At 40.3% G+C, this 15908-nt stretch carries 15 protein-coding genes; 11 read left to right on the top strand and 4 right to left on the bottom strand.

Translation table 11 applies throughout. The features are described from left to right. Window positions 1-5: 5 nt before the first annotated feature. The 6 genes from FA047_RS08905 to FA047_RS08880 all read left to right on the top strand — a co-directional run bounded on the left by FA047_RS08905 (window position 6) and on the right by FA047_RS08880 (window position 6146). Window positions 6-758: a rhomboid family intramembrane serine protease gene (locus FA047_RS08905; RefSeq protein ID WP_136835618.1), complete on the top strand. Its 753-nt coding sequence runs from the start codon at window positions 6-8 to the stop codon at window positions 756-758. Then, window positions 751-1617 (top strand): rhomboid family intramembrane serine protease, encoded by an 867-nt coding sequence (locus tag FA047_RS08900; protein ID WP_136835617.1) that lies wholly within the window; start codon window positions 751-753, stop codon window positions 1615-1617. The genes FA047_RS08905 and FA047_RS08900 overlap by 8 nt, the downstream gene beginning before the upstream one ends. A gap of 2 nt (window positions 1618-1619) precedes the next feature. Next, the gene (locus FA047_RS08895) at window positions 1620-2732 is read left to right on the top strand and encodes an endonuclease/exonuclease/phosphatase family protein (protein ID WP_136835616.1); all 1113 of its coding nucleotides are present in this window, start codon (window positions 1620-1622) and stop codon (window positions 2730-2732) included. A gap of 18 nt (window positions 2733-2750) precedes the next feature. Beyond that, window positions 2751-4211 carry a cysteine--tRNA ligase gene (cysS, locus tag FA047_RS08890; RefSeq protein ID WP_136835615.1) on the top strand — a complete coding sequence of 487 codons (1461 nt, stop codon included), beginning with the start codon at window positions 2751-2753 and terminating at the stop codon, window positions 4209-4211. Window positions 4212-4287: 76 nt separating this feature from the next. Next, a complete protein-coding gene (locus tag FA047_RS08885) occupies window positions 4288-5145 on the top strand; it encodes a DUF4440 domain-containing protein (RefSeq protein ID WP_136835614.1) in 858 nt (285 codons plus the stop codon). 113 nt (window positions 5146-5258) lie between these two features. Then, the gene (locus FA047_RS08880) at window positions 5259-6146 is read left to right on the top strand and encodes a glycerophosphodiester phosphodiesterase family protein (protein WP_136835613.1); all 888 of its coding nucleotides are present in this window, start codon (window positions 5259-5261) and stop codon (window positions 6144-6146) included. Here the strand turns inward: FA047_RS08880 and FA047_RS08875 are convergent. From FA047_RS08875 to FA047_RS08865, 3 genes are all read right to left on the bottom strand, one after another. Next, window positions 6138-7100 carry an AAA family ATPase gene (locus FA047_RS08875; protein WP_136835612.1) on the bottom strand — a complete coding sequence of 321 codons (963 nt, stop codon included), beginning with the start codon at window positions 7098-7100 and terminating at the stop codon, window positions 6138-6140. The two genes, FA047_RS08880 and FA047_RS08875, sit on opposite strands and share 9 nt — an antisense overlap. A 5-nt stretch (window positions 7101-7105) precedes the next feature. Then, window positions 7106-8470, bottom strand: a complete 1365-nt coding sequence (locus tag FA047_RS08870; protein ID WP_136835611.1) for a peptidylprolyl isomerase — start codon at window positions 8468-8470, stop codon at window positions 7106-7108. A gap of 65 nt (window positions 8471-8535) precedes the next feature. Continuing rightward, window positions 8536-9063 carry a hypothetical protein gene (locus tag FA047_RS08865; protein ID WP_225872680.1) on the bottom strand — a complete coding sequence of 176 codons (528 nt, stop codon included), beginning with the start codon at window positions 9061-9063 and terminating at the stop codon, window positions 8536-8538. 174 nt (window positions 9064-9237) lie between these two features. On the opposite strand from FA047_RS08865, the gene FA047_RS08860 reads away from it, so the two are divergent. Together FA047_RS08860 and rdgB are read left to right on the top strand one after the other, a co-directional pair. Next, window positions 9238-9837: a hypothetical protein gene (locus FA047_RS08860; protein ID WP_136835609.1), complete on the top strand. Its 600-nt coding sequence runs from the start codon at window positions 9238-9240 to the stop codon at window positions 9835-9837. After that, a complete protein-coding gene (gene rdgB, locus FA047_RS08855; protein WP_136836039.1) occupies window positions 9837-10409 on the top strand; it encodes an RdgB/HAM1 family non-canonical purine NTP pyrophosphatase in 573 nt (190 codons plus the stop codon). Before FA047_RS08860 ends, rdgB begins: the two co-directional genes overlap by 1 nt. Here the strand turns inward: rdgB and FA047_RS08850 are convergent. Further along, complete coding sequence (locus FA047_RS08850) at window positions 10387-12711, bottom strand: OstA-like protein (RefSeq protein WP_225872679.1); 2325 nt, start codon at window positions 12709-12711, stop codon at window positions 10387-10389. The two genes, rdgB and FA047_RS08850, sit on opposite strands and share 23 nt — an antisense overlap. 29 nt (window positions 12712-12740) lie before the next feature. Between FA047_RS08850 and tilS the strand changes: the two genes are divergently transcribed. The 3 genes from tilS (at window position 12741) to bshA (ending at window position 15863) form a co-directional block, all read left to right on the top strand. Then, window positions 12741-14066: a tRNA lysidine(34) synthetase TilS gene (gene tilS, locus FA047_RS08845; RefSeq protein WP_136835608.1), complete on the top strand. Its 1326-nt coding sequence runs from the start codon at window positions 12741-12743 to the stop codon at window positions 14064-14066. An 88-nt stretch (window positions 14067-14154) separates the two neighbouring features. After that, entirely contained in the window at window positions 14155-14637 is a 483-nt protein-coding gene (locus FA047_RS08840) for a hypothetical protein (RefSeq protein ID WP_136835607.1), read from the top strand. Between the two features lie 80 nt (window positions 14638-14717). After that, entirely contained in the window at window positions 14718-15863 is a 1146-nt protein-coding gene (bshA, locus tag FA047_RS08835) for an N-acetyl-alpha-D-glucosaminyl L-malate synthase BshA (protein ID WP_136835606.1), read from the top strand. The last annotated feature ends 45 nt before the right edge of the window (window positions 15864-15908 follow it).

Here is a 15908-nt window from a genome sequence, read left to right as displayed (position 1 = left end):
AAAGAATGAATAATATTGACATACCACCAGCAGTAAAAAACCTGTTGATCATCAACGTGCTTTTTTTTGTAGCTACGCTTGTGCTCCAGAATGTAGGTATAGCAGATCTTAGAAGTTTACTTGGTGTCTATTATATAGACTCTGAATTGTTTAGGGTTTGGCAGTTGCTGACATACATGTTCATGCATGCGGATTTTTTCCATCTATTCTCTAATATGTTTGCTTTGTTTATGTTCGGCGGTATGCTGGAGAAACGCTGGGGAGCAAAACGTTTTCTAAACTACTATTTGATCACCGCTCTTGGCGCCGTAGCTTTACAAATGGGTGTTCAGGCTTACGAGGTTTATCACATCACCGGATCTGCACTAAACAATCCAATTACAGACTTGGTTAGAAGCGGAAATGGGATTAGTGCAAACGTTCATATTCCAAATCTGACCGGAAGTGAAGGAGATACTTTATTGGGTATTTACGGTGGTTCTATGGTGGGTGCTTCAGGTGCAATATTTGGTATTTTGGTAGCTTTTGGTATGTTGTATCCCAATACTGAACTCATGATGCTATTTTTTCCGGTACCAGTTAAAGCAAAGTATTTTGTAATTGGTTATGTGATATTGGAGCTTACATCTGGTGTCGCCAAAGTGCCGGGAGATTCAGTGGCTCACTTTGCACACCTTGGGGGAGCATTAATTGGCTTCATTCTGGTGAAGCTTTGGAAGGATAAGGACAATAATAGATTTTATAAATATTATGAATAACAGCCCTTTAAAAGAACTGAAACATAAAATATTTCAATCCGGAGATCCATCCTATTTATACATTGGGATAAACGTCATCATTTTTGTGGTGTTTGCGCTGATCAACATTCCTTTTTTCCTGTCAGGAAATGGGAGCATAGCTGGTGGGGACTGGGTCAGGGAGTATTTCGGATTTCCGGCATCACTGGTTAAACTGCCTGTCAGGTTTTACACGATATTAACCTATCAGTTCTTTCATGGAGGGTTCCTTCATTTGTTGTTCAATATGCTGTGGCTGTTTTGGATGGGAAGAATATTTTTAGACTTTTTAAAGCCCAGACAATTTCATTTTGTGTACCTATCGGGAGGCGTTGCCGGTGCATTAGTGTACCTTATTGCCAATAATATATTCCCTGTTTTTGCTTCATCTGCATCAGTCGCAACCGTTATTGGAGCATCTGCAAGTGTAATGGCTATTGTGGTCGCAACAGCCACTCTTGTGCCAGATTACAGCATCAGGCTTATGTTTTTGGGAGATTTGAAATTGAAATTTCTTGCTATTGCATATGTAGTTTTAAACCTTATTGGTATAGGAACTTCAGATGCGGGTGGTAGTTTTGCACACATCGGTGGTATGATTATGGGTTTTACTTTCATCAAATTATTGCAAAGCGGAAATGACCTGAGCAATGTCTTCAAGAAAAAACCAAAACTGAGGGTTGTAAAGAAGGACTCGACAGCCCCTTCTTCTGTAAAGAAAAAAGAGATTACCGTAGATCAAAAAGAAATAGATACAATCTTAGACAAGATTTCTAAAACAGGGTACGATAAACTGACCAGGGAAGAAAAGGAAACACTGTTTAAGGCAAGTAAACATTAATTATGAAGAGATCCAAGCCCTCATTTCTTGATAAACTGGTACGCTTAGTCGCCATAATTTTGGCAATTGCTTTTGTATTAGGCTTCATGGCCGGGAGGTTTGACCCACGTGATTATAAATACCTTCCATTCTTCGGGCTTGCTTACCCATTCTTGCTGCTATTTAATGTACTGATGATATTGTGGTGGTGCCTTAGAAAGCGCTGGAATTTTGCCATAGGCACTACTGTGCTGATCTTGATCGGTTGGAATGCATTAACGGCTACTCTTGGCTTATTCGGCAATGCCGGAAAAGGAGCAAAAGACAAGCCGGATCATATCCGTATGATGACCTATAACGTCCATAGTTTTAAACCTTACGGACTTGAAAATATAGAGCCGGTAAAACAACAGATGCTGGAGGTAATTCGGAATGAAAATCCGGATATCATCTGTTTTCAGGAGTATTTTACCAGAAGAAAGGGTTCTTTTGACATCACCGATAGCTTAAAGCGGATTCTAAAAACACCTTATTATTACTTTGTACCATCGGCAGAAAACAGTTATGAAGCTACCGGACTGGCTATATTTTCAAGATATCCAATAAAGGATAAGGGCATTATCGTGTTTGGAGAGAATTTTGGGGGAAATGCAAGTATATATGTTGATCTGCTAATCAATAAACAAAAATTGAGAGTGTATAACATTCATCTTCAATCCATTTCTTTTGACAAGCAGGACTACAACTATATAGATAAGGTCACTAAAAAGATGGATGCCGAACTGATGCCGTCAAAAAGAATCATCAGTATGTTGAGAAGTGCTTTTTTAAAGCGCAGCGCACAGGTAGACATCATGAAGCAGCATCTGGCGACTTGTCAAACGCCTTACCTGATTGCAGGAGATTTTAATGATACTCCAGCTTCTTATGCTGTAACCCAATTGACCAAATCGCTGAATAATACCTTTAAGGAACAGGGCACCGGGCTAGGGAGAACGTATAATGGGAAGTTCCCGAATTTTCAGATTGACTATATTGCCACTACAAAAGACATAAAAGTTCACAACTATCACATTATAGAAGCTAAATTGTCAGATCATTTTCCTGTTCGCAGCGATTTGACGTTAAATCCCTAAATTTTTTACCTTTGCAAGATGAATACAGCCTTACAGCTATACAATACCCTAACACGTAAAAAAGAACCTTTTAGACCGTTAAGCGCCCCTAACGTAGGGATGTATGTTTGCGGTCCTACCGTTTACAGTGATGTTCATCTGGGTAATTGTCGTACTTTCATATCCTTTGATTTAATTTTCAGATACCTGAAATATAGTGGTTACAAGGTTCGCTATGTAAGGAATATAACTGATGCAGGACACCTAGAGGGAGATCGTGACGAAGGAGATGATAAATTTGCAAAAAGGGCAAAGCTTGAACAGCTGGAACCTATGGAAATAGTTCAGAAGTATACTTTGGGCTTTCATGATGTATTGAGAATGTTCAATACCCTGCCTCCAAGTATCGAACCTACAGCCACTGGCCATATTATTGAGCAAATTGAGATGATTCAGGAAATCATAAAAAATGGTTATGCTTATGAAGCAAATGGAGCTGTTTATTTTAATGTAGAAAAATACAGTAAGGAATACAACTATACGATCCTGACCAACAGAAACCTGGAAGACATGCTGGCCAATACGCGCGAGCTGGATGGACAGGATGAAAAGCATGGAAGGCTTGATTTTGCATTGTGGATAAAAGCAAAGCCTGAAACGCTAATGCGCTGGCCATCACCCTGGGGTGTTGGATTTCCAGGTTGGCATATCGAATGTTCTGCAATGAGTGCAAAATACCTTGGTGAAGAATTCGATATTCATGGTGGAGGGATGGATCTTGCTGCTACTCACCATACCAACGAAATCGCCCAGTCTGAAGCTTGCAGTCATAAACAGCCGGCTAAGTATTGGATGCATACCAATATGCTCACTGTAAACGGAACAAGAATGTCCAAGACTGCAGGTAATGGTTTTTTGCCGGGTGAACTTTTTACCGGCGACCATCCATTATTGGAAAGAGGATTTAGCCCGATGACCGTTAAATTCTTTATGCTTCAGGCACATTACCGCAGTACACTTGATTTTTCTAATGAAGCGCTTGATGCATCAGAAAAAGGCTTTAGAAGATTGATGAACGCAGTTAGCCTGCTTGATAAATTGGTTGCATCTGAAAGCAGTGATTTTGAAGTACAGCCTATCATTGCCAATTGCTTAAAAGCAATGAATGATGATTTTAACAGCCCTGTAGTAATCGCCGAACTATTTGAGGCAGTGAGAATTATCAATACTGTTCACGACGGAAAAGGTAAAATATCTGCTGTGGAGCTGAGTCATCTGAAAAAGCTAATGAATGATTTCGTATTTGATATTTTTGGATTGAAAGATGAAGATACTTCAAATACTGAATTGAACTCAGTTCTAGACCTGGTTATCGATATCCGTACTTCGGCTAAAGAAAATAAGGACTATGCGACCTCTGATAAAATAAGGCTGGGATTGCAAAGTATGGGAATCCAGTTAAAAGATAGTAAAGAAGGTACAACCTGGAACAAGATCTAGTATTGTGCAATTGTTAATTACTTTTTAAACAATAAAACATAGCAAATCTTATATTCGCTCTAACTATTTAAATACTATGATGAATAAATTTCTTTATACAATTGTTGCTGCGTCAATTACCATTGGGGCATATGCTCAAAAATCTGATGGTACTACCAAATCTCTTTTAAAAGCAGAAAAAGAATTCGCGGAAATCCTCGCTAAAAATGGCGCTAAAGTAGCTTTTACAACCTATTCAGCAGATAATGGATTGGTGTTCAGACCTAATCCGGTGAATGCGAAAACTTATTATGCAACTCAGGGTGATACCAAAGACCTCAGCTGGACTCCTGCCTATGCAAGGGTATCCAAAAGTGGCGACTGGGGATTTACCACGGGACCATATATTTATAAAGGAACTGAAACAGCCTATGGTGAATATTTCTCTCTGTGGAAAGTAAACGATGGTAAATGGCAATTGGTGCTTGATTTAGGTACTGAACACAATAAGCCTTTAAATAAACCAACAAATGAATTTATAGAACCAAAGGAATTCTATAAACCAAAATTCTTAAATGATAAGCAAAGAGAAGCGGGGGCAAACATCATTGCTACTACGGAGAAAACGTTAAACGCAACGCTTAAGTCTTATGGAATTTCAGCTTTTGCAGGCTTTGTTAATCCAGATGTAAGAGTGCTTTTCCCAGGATATGAGCCAATATTAGGAAAAGACAAGGCTTTGGCTTTCTTCAATAGCATGATTAGCAAAGTAGCTTTAAAAACGACTAAGATAGATAAAGCAGATGGCGGTGATTTTGCTTATTCTTATGGTGTTGCTGCGGTTGATTACAAAGCTGACCTAAGAGAGAGCTTTAATTATGTATTTGTTTATGAGCGCCAGGCTGATCACAACTGGAATTTAATCTCTATAGTATTTACTCCGGCTGATCGTTAATATATTATATTACTTATAATACAGGGGTTTCTTAAAGGAGTAATTTAAGAAACCCTTTTTTTATACTATTGGCAGTAGCTTTCATGGTGGTGCTGATAAATAAATATTTACTGATGAAAAGACATTTGTTACTTATTGCTGTTCTGTTTGCCTTCACTAAGGCCTCAGCTCAAAAATTTGATTTACAGGGCAATCGTGGTGCCAGGGGAATCATGCCTGAAAACACCATTCCCGGTATGTTGCGCGCATTAGATCTGGGCGTAAATACGCTGAATATGAATGCCGTGATTTCTAAAGATAAAAAGGTCGTATTGTCTCAGGAACCTTATTTTAATCATGAGATAAGCTTAATGCCGGATGGTAAAGCAATCACACTGAAAGATCAGAAGAAATATAATATTTATAAGATGGATTATGCTGAAGTTCAGAAATTCGATGTTGGAAGTAAAGTCCATAGCCGTTTTCCTTATCAGGAGAAGATGGTGATCGGTAAGCCCTTGCTTGAAGAAACGATTGATGCCATTGAAGATTATGTGAAGAAGAACAAGCTGCCAAAACCAAATTTTAGTATTGAGACAAAAGCAATCCCTAAAGGAGATAACGAGTTTCAGCCGGAACCCGCGGAATTTGTAGAACTCATCATGGAGATCGTGAACAATAAAAAGATAGCTAAACGTGTGACGATACAATCATTTGATATGCGTACACTACAGTATCTGCATGAGCATTACCCGAAAATGAAAACGGCTTTACTGATAGACGAAAAGATCGATTTTGAAGTGAATGTTGGTGAACTGGGTTTTATGCCTACTGTCTACAGCCCTTATTCCGTATTGGTAGGCAAGGGATTGATTCGGCGCTGTCATGATGCAGGCGTTAAAATCATTCCTTGGACGGTGAATACAGAGAAAGACATGAAATACCTGATCGAACTAGGTGTCGATGGTGTAATAACAGATTATCCTAATCTATATAAAAAGGTCTCTGAAAGCCTAAAATAAGTTTTTAATGATCTGCTCAATAGACAGACCTTCGGCTTCAGCACGATAGTTTCTCACGATACGGTGTCTCAGTATCGCTTCAGCTACAGCCTGAACATCTTCAATATCCGGTGAATATTTACCTGAAATTGCTGCATGGCATTTAGCCCCTATAACAAGGAATTGTGAGGCCCTTGGACCTGCACCCCAACTGATGTATTTATTGACATCTTCTGTCGCCATTGGTGTGTGAGGACGTGTTTTGCTGACAAGCTTTACCGCATATTCTACTACATTATCTGCAACAGGAATATTTCTGACCAGCTTTTGAAAGTATTGGATCTGCTTCGCATCAATTATTTTCTTCAACTGAACATCACTATTGCTGGTTGTATTTTTTACAATGGTGAGCTCATCATTGAATGTCGGATAGCCGAGATGAATGTTGAACATAAACCTGTCCAGTTGAGCTTCCGGAAGGGGATAAGTGCCTTCCTGTTCAATTGGATTTTGTGTTGCCAGTACAAAGAAAGGATTGGGCAGCACATGTCTTTGTCCTGCGGCTGTAACTGCCTTTTCCTGCATCGCCTCTAGCAATGCCGCCTGAGTCTTCGGGGGTGTTCTATTGATCTCATCAGCAAGAACAATGTTGGAGAAAACCGGGCCGTTGATGAATTTAAAATTTCTGTCTTCTCCCAGAATCTCTGCACCAATGATATCACTGGGCATCAAATCCGGTGTAAACTGGATCCTGTTGAAATTCAGGTCCAGTACATCTGCAACAGTTTGAACCAATAATGTTTTTGCTAGTCCGGGCACTCCAACCAACAGGCAATGACCATTGCTAAATATGGAGATCAGAACCGATTTAACGACTTCTTCCTGTCCTATAACAACCTTACCTATTTCCGATTTGATGTTATTGTATGCCTGGTGTAGCGCGTCTACAGCTTTTATATCATTGTCAAACTGCATAAGGTTTATTTTTTTGAATTTTTAGACCAGATCTTTAATTCATCGCAGTCGTCATAATCTCCATCAATTCTGATGTAGGTATTCTCTCTTCTTTTCTCAAACCACTCACTCAATTTAAGGTTGATTTTATCTTGTTGTGCACGCTCTTTAAATTTAGCATAATCCTGATCAAGGTTTCCTTTGTGAGGAGGTATCTTCGATTTCAGATAAAGAATTTTATAACCTTCTTTCCCATCAGGATCGGAAAAAGCAACTGGTGAAGAGATGCCACCAACTTTCATGGTATCTACAACAAGAAACACTTTAGGATCAAGTTTGTCAGCAGGAATGAAGGTTGTTCTCTGACTAACATCATCAGCATAAAGCAACATACCACCATTGTACTGAGATTCTTTATTATCTGAATAAAGAGATGCAGCTGCAGAGAAAGGAATTTTTTTGGTGATCAGGTTTCTGTAGATCGTATCAGCTTGAAGCTTAATGCGCTCCAAACTTGTCGGGGTAGTTTGGGGTTTAACCAAAATATGACGGGCATTAACCTGCTCTCCGCGACGTTCAATTACCTGTAAAATATGGAATCCATGCTCTGATTCAAATACCGGAGAAAGCTCACCCGGTTTTAATTTGAAAGCCTGTGCAGTAAATTCTTTTACCATTCTCTGCCGATCGAAGAAACCTAGATCTCCACCATCTGGAGCAGAACCGCCATCTTCAGAGTAAGATTTAGCTAAGAAAGCAAAGTCTTCACCACTTTTAACCCTCAATCTCAATGCGTCTATCTTATCGTAGAACTTTTGTTTTTCAGCTTTAGTCAGTTTTGGATGAAGAACGATCTCTCCAATTTCAAATTCAGTAGGGATATCCGGAAGACTGTCTTTTTTATAGCTTTCAAAATAACGTTTCACTTCCAGAGGCGTAACATTTACGTTCTCAGTTATCTTCTGCTGCATTTTATTGGAAATCAACTGTTCCCTAAGATCAGGTCTGATCTCATCTTTGTATTGCAATACAGACCGATTAAGGAATGTTTCAAGCCTTTCTTGTCCGCCTGCCTTTGAAATCATCGAACGCATCCTTCTGTCTACCTCATCATCAACCTGAGATTCATCAACCATTACTGAGTCAATTTCTGCCTGTTGTTTAAGTAGCTTTTGGGTAAGCATTTGCTGCAGGATAAAACATTTTACCTTAGGGTCATCAGGATTTCCACCATTCAAATACTGTGCGTACTGCTGATTCAGGTCAGATAACAGTATGATGTTATTGCCCAATACCGCTACAACTTTATCTATATTCTTTTTGGGACCCTGAGCTTGTGCATTTAAAAACAAGCAGAAAAATCCACTTGCGATTACTAAAAATTTCCTCATTCTATGATTGTTCAATTGTATTCTTTTTTTGCAAATTTAATATTATCTATCCTATTGACCAGCATTTATAATTTAGCCAGTTTTCTCACTTCATCCTGGTTGACCTTTATAGCATAACGCTTCCTTAAACCGATTACCCATTCATCCTCCATTTTTTGCTGATAATCAGCGATCACTTGTCCCCTCGCTTCATCAAAAGAGCTTTGCTGGTATTGATTTTTATGATTCTCATAAAAATTACGCAACTGGTTCTCATCATTCTGTGCCCGCTCCCATATTTTTTTCTCTGAGATATTGAACATCAGAACAGCTTCTCTATATTCATTCAGAATAAACGAATACTCGGCATTTGATTTTGATATCCTTTTTTGAGTACGTAAAGCCGACTCATAATTCTCAATTTCTTTTGTGTAGGCAGTATCCTTATCAAGTCCTGTTTCCCTTGCATCCAGTACCTTTAATTTGAAGTTGATGTACAGGTTGAGGTACGCCTCCAGGTCTTGGTAAGTAGCGCTTGCATTGCCGGAGTGGTTTTTTTTATAAAACCACATGAATTCTTTATTACTTATTGGTCTCCCGTTGATAACAGCCACATTTTGAGCAAATGCGCCTGCAATGCAAAAGGATAGAATAATGACGCAGCAAACTTTTCTCACAAAAGATCTTTCGTATTAATTTTTAAGGCATAAAAGTAATAAATAAAGGCACTATAATGAGATATTTAACTAATTTTAACAGAAAAAAGATTTCCAACAAAATTATCATTAATGGTTAACCAACTTACCACCAGCGGAGACGGCCTGAGATTGTTTTTTACAGATGATGTTTACCTCGTAAATGAACCTCAAAGTTCATTGAGTCAACAGGTTCGTATCGTTGAAAATGAGAAGGCAGTGTCTGCCAATGCAGAGGTGGTAACACAGGTGCCCGTAATGATAGCCGAACCGGCAGCGGAGCGCATACAGGCGATAGTTGAAAAGATCGAATTTAAATACCTGGGGAAAAATCAGCGCAATATTTTAATCCTGGTGAATGATGCGGATCATGAGGTTAGTGATGAAAACGGAAGGGAATTATTGAGGAAGATTGTAAAATCAGTAAACCTAAGTGCAAATGATTTTGCTTTATTGAACTACCACAATTACCAGACAGCAACCTACCGCCACCTGATGGATCATTTTTCAAGCACCATCATCTTTGCCTTTGGGGTATCGCCATTACAATTAAAACTTCCTGCCCATCCTGAAAACACAGTCATCAGAGAAGAAGGGGTCATGATGATATTCTCTGCAGAACTGAAAAGACTTCATGAGGATCAGCATGCGAAGAAAACGCTTTGGGGAAGTCTTAAACAACTTGGATTATGATGCCGGAACTTGTATTTGCGACCAATAACCGACACAAAACTGAAGAAGTCGGTTCACTTTTAGATGGACAATATAAAGTCTTAAACTTAAGCGATATTGGCTGTACTACTGATATTCCTGAGACTGGGGCTACCTTTGCAGAAAATGCAACTTTAAAAAGCAGGTATGTGGTAGACCATTATCAACTGGACTGTTTTGCAGACGATAGCGGACTCGAGATTGAGGCGTTGAATAACGAACCCGGAATTTTCTCCGCCCGTTACTCCGGTATTAAGGATGACGGAGCAAATCTAAAACTGGTATTGCAAAAAATGGAAGGAATTGCCAACCGCAAAGCCAACTTCAGGACGGTGATATCATTGATCCGGAACAACGAAGTATTCCTCTTCGAGGGTGTGATCTATGGCAACATCAGAGAAACTCCGGCAGGAAGTCAGGGATTTGGTTACGATCCTATATTTGAACCTCTTGGTTATGACTATACCTTTGCTGAAATGACTATGGCAAAGAAAAATCAGATCAGTCACCGAGCCCTCGCAATGCAAAAGCTTATAGCTTTTTTAAAGGGCTAGATTCCAGTTTTTTAATCAGACTGTCCGGTTTAATACGCTGAATTGAATCCGCGGCTTTAATAACCTCCTTTTTAATAGCAGGGTCAACCTTGTTCAATAAAGAATCGGCTTGTTTGATAGTACCTTTCAGCATATCTGCCTTAGCATCAGGCTTTTTAATTATCGCTCCCTTTTTTGCTGTGGTATTGGCTTTGGAAGCTACAACAGGTTTTTTAGCAGGGGCCTTTGGTTTTAGCTTTCCGGTGATGATGTCCTTCTTTGAAAGCGGCTTCAATTCAGGCTTCCATATAAATCCTGTCAGCAAAACATCTTCTTTCAATTCTTTTATGGGAATTCTAAGGGCCTCAGGATCCCTGATCGCCAGTAGCTTAGTGATCTTTTTGTTCTTAAAAAGAATTTTAATCCTGCTGCTCACCGTCTGGTTCATATCAGTATATGCGCTGTCTTTGTCAGTAGCATAATAAACGCTTTCCGCATTTCCATCTACAAACACGTTACTGATTTCACCATTGGTAAAGAACGCAGTAATGAGTTTTCCTTTAACCTGGTTGAATTTCGCGGAGTCGGTGTTAACATTTACCATAAAGCTATTCTGTACAGCCTGTAAGGTATTTAATTTCTTGTTTTTCAGACGTAGATAAATGGTGTCTCCTGTTTGCTGGGAATTCTGCGACCAGAGGATGGGCTTGCCATACCAGCGAAGGGTAGAATCTGCATTTGTATAAAAAAGAGAATCAGCAACAGCCTGCATATTTGATTTATAAACCCTCACATTGTGATAAGCTTTGATGATCCTGGTCCTTACCGTGTCCAGCGGATTGAATGCTGCAGTGTCCTTAGCCAATGCTGCTTTAGCAGTTCCTGCCTTCGCGACAACTCCTTTCAATGCCCCTTTCGCTGGAGTCGTTCCCTTCAGTACTGCTTTCGCCTTGTCTGCCGTCACACCTGTTTTTTTCGTCAAGCTATCAGTTTTTTTACCTGCCACTACGGGTTTCTTAAGCAGGCTGTCTGCCATTTTTTTCAAGCTGTCCGCCGCCCTTTTTATTTTAAGCGAATCTGTGGAAATGCTGTCCGGCACTTTCAACTTGATGCTGTCGCTAATCAAGCTGTCTGCCTTTAGATCGGGGAGTTTAACCTTTCCTTCCCTGATTGCTTTATCGAGTGCCTTCTGTTCTTTTTTGCTGAGTTTTTTGACTGGCGCAGTTTTCGTAGGAGGTAAAGCTTTGTTTGCAGGTTTCGCCGCAGACTGTCCGGCGGTTTTCGGTGCATCACCTTTTTCCTCTGTTTTTTCTTCCTCTCCAAGCTCATTATCCTTTTTAAGGACAGGCGATTCAATTAGTATCAGCTTTTTTTGTAAAGCCATTTGAGTTTCCAATGTATCAGCACCCAGCCAAATGCTGTCGGGCTGCATTTTCTTGCCTACCTTAACCGAATCAGCAGTGCCGAGCCCTACATATGCATTTTTCGTGACCAGGGCACGCTCGTCAGCCTTATAGTAGTAACCGAGCTGCCCATACATGATGGTCTTATCCGATGTATCCTTGAAGACAATATTCTTCACTGCTCTACCAACCCCCTGCACGCCATTATAGTAAAGACTATCCCCTTTTAACGATTTGGAACCATTGGTATATAAGTTCTTTTTACCGAAGAAAGCTTGTTCGTTTTGGGTATTGTAAGCTCCATTCTCCGTATACAGGTTGTCGCCCTTACCCTTGATGTTTGTCGGACCATAGAAGTAGGTGATCTTACTAATTGTGTTGTACCTCATGGTATCCGAAGTGATGCGCACTTCCGGAGTTACTGTAACCACGTCGTAGCGAAAATAAGTGTCTTTATACGTACCCAGATAGTGGCCGTTTTTACTTGTTACAGTTACATCCTTACTGACAATTTTCCCTCCATTCACATACGTGCCATTTTGAGTTCCGGTATTGTAGGTGAAATTATCCGTTGTCAGCACATTTAGGTTGTCCAGCATTCTGACGTTTCTGGTTAGAAGGGCTATTTTTGTATTGCCATCATAGATCAGATGGTCTGAAAAAATGTTTATCGTATCTCCTTGATTGATGTGCACATTACTGAAAGCTTCAAAAACATTACGTTCTGAATAGAGTATTGCACTGTCGCAGCTGAGGGTGGCACCTTCATGTAGGAATACAGGCTTTTTAAGGTGAGTTGCGTTTGTCTTGGCGTCCATTCTACCCGCCTCATTGCTCTGCAAAATGATTTTCGTTCTCTGCTGAGCAAACAGAGAGATTGGGAATATAAATAAAATAAACAAAAGGTGTATTTTCTGCACTTTACAAAGTTAGTTGTTATTTTTGAAAGATGTTACCCCTTACAGACTTTAAACGCTTTATTCAGCAACACCTGCTCTTTGCAGAGGATGAAAAAATTCTGCTTGCCGTGAGCGGGGGTAAGGATTCTGTATTGATGGCCCATTTGTTTAAAAATTGCGGATATCAGTTTGGCATTGCACATTGTAATTTTGGTCTGAGGGCCGACGAGTCTCAGCGCGATGAAAGCTTTGTTCACCTCCTTGCAGCAACCCTCGGAGTTCCGTTTCATGTAACGCATTTTAAGACCAAAGATTATGCTGCGCAACAAAAGGTATCTACTCAAATGGCTGCGCGTATGCTGCGCTATGAGTGGTTCGAAGAGATCAGACGTGAAAATGGCTATACTGCAATTGCATTGGCACAGCACCAGGACGATGCCATAGAAACAGTGCTGCTCAACCTGACCAGGGGAACAGGCATTGCCGGACTGCACGGCATCTTGCCAAAACGAGATCAGCTGGTCCGCCCCCTACTGTTTCTTTCCCGACAAGATATCGATCGGCTGATCATCTCAGAAAACATAGATTTTGTAGAGGATAGCAGCAACCTGACTACCAATTATGCCAGGAACAAGATCAGGCTTAAGGTAATTCCCCAGCTCAAAGAAATCAATCCCAATCTGGAGCAGACATTTGAACAGAACATTCAACGGTTCGCCGATACAGAAATGGTCATCCAGCAAGTCGTAGCAGGTTTGCGCGATGAGCTGCTCATCAAGCACCATCAGGAGATTCATATTTCTATAGCTAAGGTCAGGTCTTTAAAGCCGCAAAGGTTATTGCTTTTTGAATTGCTCAGACCCTATGGGTTTTCAGAATCTGTTACGCTGGAAATCTTTCAATCACTTGACAGGCAGAGCGGGACTTCTTTTTATAGCCCTACACATCGCATAACACTGGATCGCAAAATATTGATCCTAAGTGAGTCAAATACAACAACTCCGCAAAATGTTTTCATCCATGGCAATGAAGAACTGGTAGAAGTTGGCCGCCAAAAAATACTGATGTCTTATTCCGGCACTCCGTATTTTGAAAAAGAGAAGACGAAAGCGTTTGTAGACAGCGACCTGCTGATCTATCCATTGGTGATCAGGAGCAGGCAGGAGGGCGATAAGTTTGTGCCTATCGGAATGAAAACAATGAAAAAGCTGAGTGACTTTTTTATCGATGAAAAGGTGCCGCTTATTGAAAAAGATCAGGTTCCTATACTCATCAATGGCAATGGCGATATCATCTGGGTAGTAGGTTTAAGGCAGGACAATCGCTATAAAGTCACCGGACAGACTAAAAAAGTAGCCATCTTCGAGTTGCGCTAAAGACCGTCGGTTCATCCCAGCTTCATAACCGATAAAAAGAAATAGGTACTATTGAAAAAACGAGTAACTTTATTGGAAATTTACACAAATGGGAAACCGCTACGCTTTTTTTGAGAAACAATACATTGGCCGGGATTATATCCGCATATGTATCAGGCTGGTAATGGCAGCATTCTGTTTTGCCGCTTATGTCTACGAGCGCGACCGTGACAATACACAGGACTTATTTCTGGTTGTAGGTTTCAGCATCATTGCGGTTTCCATAGCTTTGCTCTTTTTGATCCAGTATAAAACCATCATTGACAATAAACGCATCATCATAGATGGTCTATGGTCGGCCAAACGTGTAGAGATCGATCTGAATACCATCAAAAACGTAAGAAAAGATACCTACAGCAATTATTTTTTCAATAACCCTGTCTACAATCTGCACCGAAAAGGAAGCATCCGTTTTTATTCCTCCGGAAAGGATGTGGTGGTACTTACAGATATGGACGGCTTTGAATATTACATCGGCACACAAAGGCCAAATGAGATGTATCTCGTGATACAGGCCGAAATGAAGAGTTAGCTAAATAATTGCAATAGTTTAACACAAAGCTCGGTTTAAGTGCAGTAATTTGTATTCGAATCTAAAAGCAATTATTCTCGATGAAAATAGGTATTGTTTGTTACCCAACCTTTGGTGGAAGTGGTGTTGTAGCCACCGAACTAGGTAAAGCATTAGCTGATGAGGGGCATCAGGTACACTTCATCACATACAGCCAACCGGCACGTCTGGATTTTTTCTCAGCCAATTTATTCTATCATGAGGTGTCGGTAAGGGACTATCCCTTGTTTGATTATGCTCCATATGAGTCCGCTTTGGCTAGCAAATTAGTAGACGTAGTCCGTTTTGAACAGTTGGATATCCTGCATGTGCACTATGCAATTCCGCATGCTTCTGCCGCATTTATGGCCAAGCAGATTCTGGAAACTTATGGAATCAATATTCCGTTTGTAACTACACTGCATGGTACAGACATTACTTTGGTGGGCAAAGACCCAACCTATAAACCAGTGGTTACCTTTTCTATCAATAAATCAGATGGCGTAACAACGGTATCTCAAAGCCTTAAAGACGATACTGAAAATCATTTTGAGATCACCAATGAAATAAAAGTAATTCCCAATTTCATAGATTTTACCAGGTTCAGTTTAAAACCAAAAGATCATTTTAAAAAGGCAATTGCCCCAAACAATGAGCGCATACTCATCCATACGTCCAACTTTAGAAAAGTAAAACGTACTGCTGATGTGATCAGGATGTTTCAAAAGATCCAGGAGGTTATACCCTCAAAACTGCTGATGGTAGGAGATGGGCCTGAAAGGGCTTATGACGAACAGCTGTGCAGAAGCCTCAATATTTGTGAGCATGTCAGGTTTTTAGGCAAGCAGGATGCGGTAGAAGAGATTCTTTCTGTGTCAGATCTTTTCCTGATGCCCTCAGAATCTGAGAGCTTCGGATTGGCGGCACTTGAGGCTATGGCTTGTAAAGTTCCTGCAATTACTTCCAATGCCGGTGGCTTACCAGAACTGAACATCGATGGTTTTTGCGGCTATATGAGTAATGTCGGTGATGTGGATGACATGGCAGCTAAGGCGATATCCATCCTGAAAGATGATGCTGTATTGCAGCAGTTTAAAGAAAATGCACTAACAAGGGCTAAAGATTTTGACCTGAAAAAGATCCTGCCGGAATACATTAGTTATTACAACCAGGTGATAGAGGCACAGTTGAAATTGAATCATTCTTAGGTATTCGTCATCTCGAACGCAGAGAGAGATCTCTCACGATGTTCG

This window comes from Pedobacter frigoris (assembly GCF_005116445.1).
GTDB lineage: Bacteria > Bacteroidota > Bacteroidia > Sphingobacteriales > Sphingobacteriaceae > Pedobacter > Pedobacter frigoris.
Note: the sequence above shows the minus strand (reverse complement) of the source record. Positions and strands in the feature narration are given on the sequence as shown.